The sequence below is a fragment of the Streptomyces pseudogriseolus genome (genome assembly GCA_002154585.1).
Classification (GTDB): Bacteria; Actinomycetota; Actinomycetes; order Streptomycetales; family Streptomycetaceae; genus Streptomyces; species Streptomyces pseudogriseolus.
This window is the reverse complement of sequence record MUNG01000224.1, coordinates 1-11,517: the sequence shown is the minus strand read 5'-3', so window position 1 is coordinate 11,517 and position 11,517 is coordinate 1. Positions and strand designations below refer to the sequence as shown.

Genomic DNA, 11,517 nt, shown 5'->3' with positions numbered 1-11,517 from the left:
CCACGTCCGGTGTCCCCCACCCCTCCGTGTCCCACCTCACCCCTGTCCCACCCACGAAGAAGTGGATCCACACTCATGCGCAGAAGGACCAGCCGCCTGCTGGGCGGCATCGCCCTCGTGACCTCCCTCGCCCTGGGCGCCACCGCCTGCGGCGGCTCGGACGACGAGGCCGGCACCGAGTCGGTCTCGGCCGAGGACATCCAGGCGGCCCTGGACAAGGGCGGCACGGTCACCGTCTGGTCGTGGGAGCCCACGCTGAAGACGGTCGCCGCCGACTTCCAGAAGAAGTACCCCAAGGTCAAGGTCAACCTGGTCAGCGAGCGCTCCGGGGACAAGCACTACACGGCGCTGTCGAACGCCATATCCGCGGGCAAGGGCGTCCCGGACGTCGCGCAGCTCGAGTACTTCTCGATCGGCCAGTACTCGCTCACCAAGGGCCTGACCGACCTGTCCGGCTTCGGCGCGGGCAAGCTGGCCTCGAAGTACACCCCCGGCCCCTGGAACGCCGTCACCGAGGGCGACAAGGTCTACGGCCTGCCGATGGACTCCGGCCCGATGGCGCTGTTCTACAACAAGCAGCTCTTCGACAAGTACAAGATCGCCGTCCCGACCACCTGGGACGAGTACCTGGACGCGGCCCGCAAGCTGCACAAGGCGGACCCGAAGGCGTACATCGCCAACGACACCGGCGACGCCGGCTTCACCACCAGCATGCTGTGGCAGGCCGGTTCGCGTCCCTACAAGGTCGACGGGACCTCGGTCGCGATCGACTTCGGTGACGCGAACGCGAAGAAGTTCACGGCCGTCTGGCAGAAGCTGATCGACGAGAAGCTGCTCGCACCGGTCACCAGCTGGACCGACGACTGGTACAAGGGCCTCGGCGACGGCACCATCGCCACCCTGTCCACCGGCGCCTGGATGCCCGCCAACTTCGAGTCCGGCGTGCCGAACGCCTCCGGCCAGTGGCGCGTGGCCCCGCTGCCCGCCTGGACCAAGGGCGACAAGGCCAGCGCGGAGAACGGCGGCAGCGCGCTGACCGTCCCGGCGCTCGCCCGGAACAAGGAACTGGCCTACGCCTTCGTGGAGTACGCCAACTCCGGTGCGGGCGTCGCCTCCCGCGTCTCCGAGGGCGCCTTCCCCGCCACCCAGGCGGAGCTGAAGTCCCCCGAGTTCCTCGGCAAGGAGTTCGCGTACTTCGGCGGCCAGAAGGCCAACGAGATCTTCGCCGACTCCGCCGCGAACGTCGCCGACGACTGGTCGTACCTGCCCTTCCAGGCGTACGCCAACTCGATCTTCAACGACACCGTCGGCAAGGCCTACATCTCCGGCACCCGGCTGGAGGACGGTCTGAAGGCATGGCAGGACGCCTCGGTGAAGTACGGCGAGGAGCAGGGCTTCACCGTCGAGAAGTAGCGCCACGCACCACCTGGCGGGCGGCGCGCGCTCCCCGCGCGCCGCCCGACGCGCCCACCGGAAGGACCACCATGATCTCCACCCTCCTGTCCCGCAGCGCCGGGCCGGACGGTGACACCGCCCCCCGTCTCCTCTTCGGCGCCGACTACAACCCGGAGCAGTGGCCCCGGTCCGTGTGGGAGGAGGACGTCCGGCTGATGCGGGAGGCCGGCGTCAACGTCGTGTCCGTCGGGATCTTCTCCTGGGCCCGGCTCCAGCCGACGGCGGACACCTGGGACTTCGGGTGGCTGGACGAGGTGCTCGACCTGCTGCACGAGGGCGGCGTCGGCGTCGACCTGGCCACCGCGACCGCCTCCCCGCCGCCGTGGCTGACCACCGCCCACCCGGAAGTCCTGCCGGTCACCGCGACCGGCGAAACCCTGTGGCCGGGCGCCCGCCAGCACTGGCGGCCCACCTCCCCCGTCTTCCGCGAGTACGCGCTGCGCCTGGTGCGGAAGCTCGCCGAGCGCTACCGGGACCACCCGGCGCTCGTCGCCTGGCACGTCAACAACGAGCTGGGCTGCCACAACGTGTACGACCACTCCGACGACGCGGCCCGCGCCTTCCGGGAGTGGCTGCGCGAGCGGTACCGCACGCTGGACGCGCTCAACGACGCCTGGGGCACCGCGTTCTGGTCGCAGCGCTACTCCGCGTGGGAGCAGATCCTGCCGCCGCGGCTCGCCGCCTCGCACCCCAACCCGACGCAGCAGCTGGACTTCAAGCGGTTCTCGTCGGACGCGCTCAAGGACCATCTGCGCGCCGAGCGGGACCTCCTGCGCGAGATCACCCCGGACGTGCCGGTCACCACCAACTTCATGGTGATGGGCAACACCAAGGGCATGGACTACGCGGACTGGGCGGGGGAGATCGACTTCGTCTCCAACGACCACTACGTGCACCCCGGCCCGCAGGACCGCGACGAGCTGTCCTTCTCCGCGAACCTCACCAGCGGCATCGCCGGCGGCCGGCCGTGGTTCCTGATGGAGCACTCCACCAGCGCCGTCAACTGGCAGCCGGTGAACGTGGCCAAGCGTCCCGGCGAGCTGGCCCGGGACTCCCTGCTGCACGTGGCGCACGGCGCGGACGCGGTCTGCTTCTTCCAGTGGCGGCAGTCGGCGGCGGGCGCCGAGAAGTACCACTCGGCGATGGTGCCGCACGCCGGCGCGGACAGCGACCTGTTCCGCGCGGTGGCGGAACTCGGCGCCACGCTGAAGGCGCTGGCCCCGGTGGCCGGCAGCGAGCGGGAGCCCGCCGCGGTCGGGATCGTGTACGACTGGGACTCCTGGTGGGCCAGTGAGCAGGACTCGCACCCCACCGCGCTGCTGCGGTACCGGCAGGAGGCCCTCGACTGGTACGCGGCGCTGCTCCGCCTCGGCATCCGCGCCGACCTTGTCACCACCCGGTCGGACCTCCAGCGCCACCAGGTGCTGATCGCGCCCGTGCTGCACGTGGTGCCCGCCGACCTGGCGAAGACCCTCACCCGGTACACCGAGCAGGGCGGGCACCTGATCACGACGTACTTCTCGGGGATCGTCGACGAACACGACCACGTGTGGCTCGGCGGCTACCCGGGCGCCCTGCGGGACCTGCTGGGCATCCGGGTCGAGGAGTTCGCGCCGCTGCTCGACGGCGACGCGGTGGAGCTGGACGACGCCACGACCGGCACCCTGTGGACCGACCGGATCACGGTGACCGCCGACGACACGGACGTCCTCGTCCGCTACCGCACCGGCGAGCAGGCCGGCCGGCCCGCCGTCACCCGCCGTCCCTCCGGCCGCGGCACCGCTGCCTACGTCTCCACCCGGCTCGGCGTGGACGGGCTGGTGACGCTGCTGCCCCGCCTGCTGGAACCGGCCGGCGTGCGGAGCGAACTGCCCGAAGGGGCACGGGGATCGGTGGAACCCGTGGTGCGCCGGGGCCCCGAGGGACGGTTCCTGTTCCTGGTCAACCGCACCGACGACGACGTCCCCGTCCCGGGACTCGACGGCGAGATCCTGCTCGGCGCCACCGACACCGACGGCACCCTCACCCTCGGCCCGCGCGCGGTCGCGGTCCTGAGGCAGCCGGCCTCCTGACCGGCACCGCCGCACCGCCTCCGGAACGGCCGGCGCCGTTCCGGAGGCTCGTCCCTCCCGGCCGTGAGCGCGGCCGGGCGTACCACCAGAGCGCGACCCGCACCTCACTGTTGGGAGCACACCGATGGCACGCACCCGCAACAGACGGCTCCTCACGGCCACCGGACTGACCGCGGCCCTGGTCGCCGGGGCCGCGCTGGTCCCCGGACCCATGTCCGCCGCCCAGGCCGCCGACCTGCCGTCCGTCACCGTACGGCCCGACCCCTCCTACCGGCAGCAGCCGTTCGAGGGCTGGGGCACCAGTCTCGTCTGGTTCGCCAACGCCACCGGCGACTACCCGCCGGAGATCCGCGAGAAGCTGGCGCGGCTGCTCTTCGGCGACGACGGACTCGCCCTGAACATCGCCCGCTACAACATCGGCGGCGGCAACGCCCCCGACGTCGAGGACTACTTGCGGCCCGGCGGGGCCGTCGAGGGCTGGTGGCGGGCGCCCGCCGGCACCACCCGCGAGGACACCGGCTGGTGGGACCCGGACGACCCCGCCGACTGGAACGACCGGGCCGACGCCACCCAGCGCTGGTGGGTCGACCGGATCAAGAAGGACATCACCCACTGGGAGACCTTCAGCAACTCACCGCCCTGGTTCATGACGGTCAGCGGCTATGTCTCCGGCGGCTTCGACGCGACACAGGACCAGTTGAGGAACGAGTCGGTGGACGACTTCGCCGCCTACGTGGCGGGCGTGACCCGGCGGCTGGAGAAGGCGCACGGCATCAAGGTCGCCACCGTGGACCCCTTCAACGAGCCGAACACCGACTACTGGAGCACCCGCCTCGGCCCCGACGGCGAACCGGTCGGCGGCCGTCAGGAGGGCGCCCACATCGGTCCCGGACTCCAGGACAAGGTGATCCGCGCGCTCGCCCCGGCACTGCGCGAGGCGGGCACCACGGCGCGGATCTCGGCGATGGACGAGACCAACCCGTCGATCTTCGCCCGCAACTGGGCCGCGTACGGCCCCCAGGCCCGTTCCCTGGTCGGCCAGATGAACGTCCACACCTACGGCACGGGACAGCGCACCACGGTCCGCGACATCGCCAAGGCGGAGAACAAGCGGCTGTGGATGAGCGAGGTCGAGGGCGACTGGGGCGACGGGCAGAGCTTCACCGACATGCGCCCCGGACTCGGCCTCGCCACCCGCATCGTCGACGATCTGCGCGAACTGGAGCCCCGCGCCTGGGTGTTCTGGCAGCCCGTCGAGGACTACGACAACATGAAGCCGGGCGGCGAGTCCGCCAAGGGCGGCAACTGGGGCGAGATCCAGATCCCGTTCAGCTGCACCGCGGAGGACACCCTCGAGACATGTCCCGTCCGTACGAACACGAAGTTCGACACCGCCCGTAACTTCACCCACTTCATCCGGCCCGGCGACCGGCTGATCACGGTGGACGACACCTCCAGCGCGGCGGCGGTGACCCGCAACGGCAGGGGCGCCTCGGTCGTCCACGTCAACGACACCGACACGGCCCGCGAGGTCACCCTCGACCTGACCCGGTTCCGCACCGTCGGCCCCAGGGCGACCGTCACCCCCGTGGTGACCAGCGCCGACGGCAAGCTGGTGCGGCACCGGGCGGTCCCGGTCACGGGCGGGTCGGCCACCTTCACCGTGCCCGCGCGATCGGTGACGTCGTTCGTGGTCGACGGCGTCTCGGGGGTCTCCGCCGACGCCCCGCTGCTGCGCAAGGGTCACACCTACACGCTGACCGGCGTGCAGAGCGGCAAGGCGCTCACCCTGGCGGGCGACGGCACGTCCCTCGTCATCGGCGGCGGCGACGGCTCGGCCGCCCAGCGGTGGCGGATCGGTGCCGTCCGCCCGGACGACGGGACGCGTCAGCGGTACGAGTTCACCAACGGCGACCTGCGGCTGACCGTACGGGACGACGTGCCCGTGGCCGAGCCCCGCGACGGCCGGCCGGACCCTGCCGCCCAGTGGATCGCGTCCACGACCGGTGACGGCACCTGGACGCTGGTCAACGCGGCCACCGGACGGCTTCTGGAGGTCGGCGGTCAGGCCACGCACGAGGGCGCGGCGGTGACCACCTGGCCGCCCAACTCGGGTGCGAACCAGCGGTGGAGGATCACGGACGTGCCGGGCTGACCCCCTCCGTCGTGCCGGGCGGCCCGGTGGGTCACTCACCGGGCCGCTGTGCCGTTCGGCCCCGTCGTCATGCCCTTTCGGGCCGCCTACGCTCAGCGCCTCGGCTCCCTTCACCCAGGGGCTTTCGTCGACAGGTGTTCATGTAGTTGCGGTGTAAACCGACTCTTCGGACGGGAAGAAATTGTCATGAACCTGCGGTCCGGTGGTCGGGCCGCAGTCTCATGGAGGTGTGGGATGCACCGAAGACTCGCCGCCGCACTCGCCACCCCGGCCCTCGCCCTCGCCGGCGTCCTCGGCACGGCCACCGCCGCCGACGCGGCCCCCGCCGACAAGCCGCAGGTCCTCGCCAGCTGGACCCAGACCAGCGCGTCGAGCTACAACCAATATGCCGCCGCCCGCGCCAACCAGGGCGCCTGGGCCGCGTACCAGTTCGACTGGTCCACCGACTACTGCTCCTCCTCCCCCGACAACCCCTTCGGCTTCCCGTTCTCCAGCGCCTGCGCCCGGCACGACTTCGGCTACCGCAACTACAAGGCCGCCGGCTCCTTCAGCGCCAACAAGTCCCGGATCGACAGCGCCTTCCACGAGGACCTCAAGCGCGTCTGCAACGCCTACGGCGGCGCGACCAAGACCGCCTGCAACAGCACCGCGTGGACCTACTACCAGGCCGTCAAGGCCTTCGGCTGACCGTCCCGCCGACGGGACGGCGCGGGCCTCGCGGCCGGGAGGACGGCTCCCGCCGCGAGGCCCGTGCCGGCCTCCCGCGCCCGTCAGCGGCGGGCGCGCACCAGCACGTACAGGAAGTACGGCGTGCCGATCACCGCCGTCATCAGGCCGGCCCCCAGCTGCGCCGGGGCGATGACGGTACGGCCCAGCAGGTCCGCCGTGCACACGAGTACGGCGCCCAGCAGCACCGCGACCGGCAGCACCCGGGTGTGCCGGCGGCCCACCAGGGCGCGCGCGGCGTGCGGGGCCACCAGGCCGACGAAGCCGATGGTGCCCGCGGCGGCCACGGCGGTCGCGGTGAGCAGGACGCTCAGCACCAGGAAGCCGAGCCGGCTGCGCGCCAGGCCGAGGCCCAGCAGCCGGGGCGTGTCCTCGTCCAGGGAGACCAGGTCCAGTTCCCGGTGCCGTACGCCCGCCACGGCCACGCCGGCCGCGAGCACCGCCGCGAGGGGCAGCACGTCGGGCAGGCCGCGGCCGTAGGTGGAGCCCGACAGCCAGGTGAGCGCCTTGGTGGCGTTGAACGGGTCGGTGAGCACGATCAGCAGGCTGATGAGCGCGGTCGTCCCGGACGCCACGCCGATGCCGACGAGCACCAGCCGGTTCTGCCGGAAGCCGCCGCGCGCCGCGAGCCCGAACACGAGGACCGCGGTGAGCGCCGATCCCGCGAAGGCCGCCGCCGAGACGCTCCAGCCTCCGGCCGTCGGGGCGGTGGTCACGAGGAGGACCGCGCCGAGCGCGCCGCCGCCGGAGACGCCGAGCACGGAGGGTTCGGCGAGCGGGTTGCGGGTGACGGCCTGGACGAGCGTGCCGGCCAGCGCGAGGGCCGCGCCGGCGAGGAGCGCGGCGAGCACCCGCGGGGTGCGGGTGTCCAGGACGAAGGAGACGGTCCGTCCGGCCCTGCCCTGCGCCCAGTTGGCCACGTCGCCCAGCAGCAGCGTGTGGTCGCCGAGCAGCAGCCCAGCGACGGCGACGCCGGCCAGGGCGAGCACCAGCGCCGTGAGCGTGACGAGGAAGGCGGTGCGGCTGCGGATGGTCAGCTTGTCGGCCTCGGCGGCGCCGCCGGTGTCGCGCAGCCGGGCCGCCGTCACCACCAGGAACGCCGCACCCACGAGGCTGGTGACCACGCCGGTGGGCACCGCGACGGCGGTGTCGGCGTCGATCAGCGCGCGCAGCAGCACGTCCGCGCCGAGCACCAGCGCGGCGCCGACGAGCCCGGCGACCGCCGCGCCGGCGCGCAGCCGGCGCAGGCCGCGGAACCGGCGGGCGAGGGGGCGGGCCAGCGCCGGGGCGCACAGGCCGACGAAGCCGATCGGGCCGGCGAGGGTGACGGCCGCGGCGGACAGCAGCGTCGCCAGCACGACGGCCGTGACGCGGGTGGCCCGCACCGGCACGCCGAGGCCGCGGGCGGTGTCGTCGCCGAGCGCCAGGGCGTCCACCCGGCGCGCGACGAGAAGCAGCCCGGCGAGTGCGACGACGGCCACGGGCAGCATCTGGAGCACGCCGTCGAAGCCGTTCTGGCCGATGCTGCCCTGGTTCCACTGGTAGAGGCCCTCGGTCTCCTGCGGGAACAGCAGGAGCAGCCCTTCGGTGACGGCGGTCAGGCCGAGCGCGAGTGCGGTTCCGGCCAGCACGAGCCGTACGGTGCCCGCGCCGAGCCCGGACAGGCCGAGGACGACGGCCGCCGCGGCGAGCCCGCCCGCGAAGGCGACGGCCGAGGAGGCGAGCAGCGGCAGCGACAGGCCGGTGACGGCGACGACGCCGAGCGCGAAGTAGGAGCCGGCGTTGACGGCCAGGGTGTCCGGGGACGCCAGGACGTTGCGGCTGACGGCCTGGAGGGCGAGGCCCGCGATGCCGAGGGCGGCGCCCACGAGCAGGCCCGCGGCCATCCGCGGCAGCCGTGAGGCGACGACGACGGACGCGTCGGCCGGGTCGGCCCTGCCGGTGAGGGCCTTGAGAACCTCGGCCGGGCCGACCGCGGCCGTGCCCTGGGTGATGTCGACGACGGCGAGGGCGGCGACCAGGAGCACGAGCGCGGTCGTCACCGCGGCCGCGCCCGCCCGGGACGGCGCGGCCGTCTCCGGGCGGACGGTGGGAGGGGTGGCGGTGACGGCCATCGCGCTACTTCGTCAGCGCCGCGACGAGGGCGTCGACGTAGCGCTCCATCGAGCCGGTGCCGCCGAACATCCAGATGCCGTCGTCCAGCCGGTGCACGTTGCCGGACTTCACGAACGGCAGCGACGTCCAGACGGAGTTGTTCTTCAGTTCCTTGCCGAACGGGTCGCTGGAGGCGTCCTGTTCGTTGCCGATGTAGACGAACTGCACCTTGCCGAGGGAGGTGAGGCCCTCGACGTCGGTGGCGGCGAGGCCGTACGCCTCGTCGCCCTTCAGCTTCCAGGCGTTCCTCAGGCCGAGCCGCTCGTTGACGCCGCCGATGAGCGAGCCGGAGGTGTAGGGGCGCAGGGAGACCTGGTTGGAGACGACGTAGCCGTCGGAGAAGGCGATCCCGGCGCCCTTGAGGCCGGCGTCCTCGAGGGCCTTGGCGCCCTCGGCGAGCTTGGCGTCGAAGTCCTTCTTCAAGGTGGCGGCCCGCTCGGTGGTGCCGGTGGCCTTCGCGATGAGGTCGAGGTTCTCCAGCATCTGCCCGACCGGGTCGGAGGCGTCAGCGGACTTCACCTCGAGCACCGGGGCGATCTTCCGCAGCTGCGCGACGGCGTTCGGCTGGAGGTCGGTGGTGGCGACGATGAGGTCGGGGTTCAGCGCGGCGATGGTGTCCGTGCTGGGCTCGCCGCGGGTGCCGACGTCCTTGGCGTCGTTGGTGAGCGGTACGGCGCTGTCCCAGGTCTTGTAGCCCTTGACGTCGGCGACGCCGACCGGCTCGACGCCGAGCGAGAGGAGGTGCTCGACGACGTTCCACTCGGTGCCGACGACCTTCTTGGCGGGCCCGTCGAGCTCCACCTTCGCGCCGGACGCGTCGGTGAGGGTGAGGGGCTCGGCCGACGCCGTGGGCTTGTCGTCGGCCGCGGGTTCGGTGGTGCCGCAGGCGGCGAGCAGCAGGGCAGCGGCGGCGGCCAGGGGCGCGGTGCGCAGGAGGCGTCTCATGAGGTGGTGCGGACCCTTTCGCTTCGGGTGTGGTGACGGCCGATGGCCCGGGTGCGCAGCCGGCCGGTGAGGGGGTCGGTGTCGACCTCGATGCGGATGCCGTAGACCTCGGTCAGCCGCTCGGGGGTGAGGACGTCCTCGGGTGCTCCCTCGGCGACGACGCGTCCGTCCGACAGGAGCACGAGGCGGTCGGCGACGGCGGCGGCCTGGTCGAGGTCGTGCAGCACGACCCCGACGGCGATGCCCTGGTCGTCCGCCAGATCGCGTACGAGGTCGAGGAGTTCGACCTGGTAGCGCAGGTCGAGGTAGGTGGTGGGCTCGTCGAGGAGCAGGACGCCGGTCTCCTGGGCGAGGCAGCCGGCCAGCCAGACGCGCTGGAGCTGTCCGCCGGAGAGGTGTTCGGCGCCGCGGTCGGCGAGGCCGGTGACGCCGGTGAGGGCGAGGGCGCGGTCGACGGCGGCCCGGCCGCCCGGGTCGGTGCCGCCCCAGCGTCCGCGGTGCGGGTAGCGGCCGAACTCCACGACGTCGCGCACGCTCAGGCCGCTCGGCGTGGGCCGGCTCTGCAGCAGCAGGGCGACATGGCGGGCGAACTCGCGCGGTCCGAGCGCGAGCGCGTCGGTGGCGGCGTCGAGCGTGAGGGCGGCGTGCCGGGACCGCTGGAGCCGGGCGACGGTGCGCAGCAGGGTCGACTTGCCGCTGCCGTTGGGTCCGACGAGGGCGGTCACCTCGCCGGGGCGCAGCGTCAGCTCCGCGTCGTGCACGACGTCCGTGCCGTCGTACGCCACGGTCACGCCGATGGCCGCCAGTTCATGCCCGCGCGGGAGCGGGGACGCCTCTTCACCTGGAATCACGCAGGCAAGGTTAGCCTAGCCTTAATTCGCCTTGACAGGGGGTGAGGCGCTCGGGGCCGCGGGGGGCTCAGAACGCGTAGCGCACGCCCAGCCACGGGGTGCGGCGCGCGATGATCTCGCGGAGCTCCGCGAGGGCCTGGCGTTTGACGCCCGCGTGGTAGCGGAGGTTGAGGGCGCCGTTCTGGGAGCGCTTGGTCTCCTGGAGGGCGGGCTGCCACAGCACGTCCTCGCCGCGCGGGTGCCAGCGGAGGTTGACCTCGTGCAGGTCCGCGTTGTGGGTGAGCATGATGACCTCGGCCAGCGCCTGGCGCTTCACCCGCTCCGGGAGTACGTCGTCCATGTGCCGCAGCAGTTCGTCCCACGCGTCCTGCCAGCCGGGGCGGACGACGACCGGCGACAGGTTGAAGTGCACCTCGTAGCCCGCGTCGAGGAAGTCCGCGGCGGCGGCGATCCGCCGGTCCACCGGGCTGGTGCGCAGGTCCAGCAGGCGGGAGTCGTCGGCCGGCATCACCGAGAAGCGGATGCGCGTCCGGCCGCGCGGGTCAAGGTCCAGCAGGTCCGGGTTGACGAACTTGGTGGCGAACGACGCCTTCGCGGTGGGCCAGCCGCGGAAGGCGCGGATCAGGTCGGCGGTGTTGTCGCAGATCAGCGCGTCGACCGAGCAGTCGCCGTTCTCCCCGACGTCGTACACCCACGCCTCGGGGTCGCACTGGTTCGGCTCCGTCTTCGGGCCCTGCGCGGCGACGTGACGGCCCAGGTGGGCGATGATCGCGTCGATGTTGGTGAACAGGGTGATCGGGTTGGCGAAGCCCTTGCGGCGGGGCACGTAGCAGTACACGCAGGACAGGGCGCAGCCGTTGGAGGGACCGGGGGCGATCCAGTCCGCGGAGCGGCCGTTGGGGCGGGTGGTGAGCTTCTTCCGCACGCCGAGGACGAGGGCTTCGCGCTTGATCCGCATCCAGCGGTCCGCGCTGCCCTCGTTGCCGTGCAGGTCGGGGATGCGCCAGTGGGAGGGGACCTCGACGAGGCGGGCCTCGGGGAAGCGGGCGAGGATCTCGCGGCCGCGGGGGGAGGCGGCGGCGGCCGGCTCGGCGTGGATCTCCTCGACGGCGAGGAGGCGGTGCGCCTGGCGGGAGTCGCGGAAGGGGGAGGAGGGGGT

8 protein-coding genes are annotated in these 11,517 nt (G+C 72.8%); 4 read left to right on the top strand and 4 right to left on the bottom strand.

Annotated elements, in window-relative coordinates; genetic code table 11:
• The first annotated feature begins 75 nt into the window (after positions 1–75).
• The 4 genes from CCN29_RS20590 to CCN29_RS20575 all read left to right on the top strand — a co-directional run bounded on the left by CCN29_RS20590 (position 76) and on the right by CCN29_RS20575 (position 6,369).
• Positions 76–1,413: an ABC transporter substrate-binding protein gene (locus tag CCN29_RS20590; RefSeq protein ID WP_031022884.1), complete on the top strand. Its 1,338-nt coding sequence runs from the start codon at positions 76–78 to the stop codon at positions 1,411–1,413.
• A gap of 71 nt (positions 1,414–1,484) precedes the next feature.
• Positions 1,485–3,527 (top strand): beta-galactosidase, encoded by a 2,043-nt coding sequence (locus CCN29_RS20585; protein ID WP_006136137.1) that lies wholly within the window; start codon positions 1,485–1,487, stop codon positions 3,525–3,527.
• A 124-nt stretch (positions 3,528–3,651) separates the two neighbouring features.
• The gene (locus CCN29_RS20580; RefSeq protein WP_086683628.1) at positions 3,652–5,682 is read left to right on the top strand and encodes an RICIN domain-containing protein; all 2,031 of its coding nucleotides are present in this window, start codon (positions 3,652–3,654) and stop codon (positions 5,680–5,682) included.
• Between the two features lie 234 nt (positions 5,683–5,916).
• On the top strand, positions 5,917–6,369 hold the full coding sequence (locus tag CCN29_RS20575; RefSeq protein WP_086683625.1) for a phospholipase: 453 nt from the start codon (positions 5,917–5,919) through the stop codon (positions 6,367–6,369).
• A gap of 83 nt (positions 6,370–6,452) precedes the next feature.
• On the opposite strand, the gene CCN29_RS20570 is transcribed toward CCN29_RS20575, so the two are convergent.
• The 4 genes from CCN29_RS20570 to CCN29_RS20555 form a co-directional block, all read right to left on the bottom strand.
• Entirely contained in the window at positions 6,453–8,522 is a 2,070-nt protein-coding gene (locus CCN29_RS20570) for an iron ABC transporter permease (RefSeq protein ID WP_086683622.1), read from the bottom strand.
• A gap of 4 nt (positions 8,523–8,526) precedes the next feature.
• Entirely contained in the window at positions 8,527–9,507 is a 981-nt protein-coding gene (locus CCN29_RS20565; protein WP_086683619.1) for an ABC transporter substrate-binding protein, read from the bottom strand.
• Positions 9,504–10,358 carry an ABC transporter ATP-binding protein gene (locus CCN29_RS20560; RefSeq protein ID WP_086683615.1) on the bottom strand — a complete coding sequence of 285 codons (855 nt, stop codon included), beginning with the start codon at positions 10,356–10,358 and terminating at the stop codon, positions 9,504–9,506. The genes CCN29_RS20565 and CCN29_RS20560 overlap by 4 nt, the downstream gene beginning before the upstream one ends.
• Positions 10,359–10,425: 67 nt before the next feature.
• A partial coding sequence (locus CCN29_RS20555; RefSeq protein WP_107481720.1) for a spore photoproduct lyase family protein occupies positions 10,426–11,517 on the bottom strand: 1,092 nt, incomplete at its 5' end.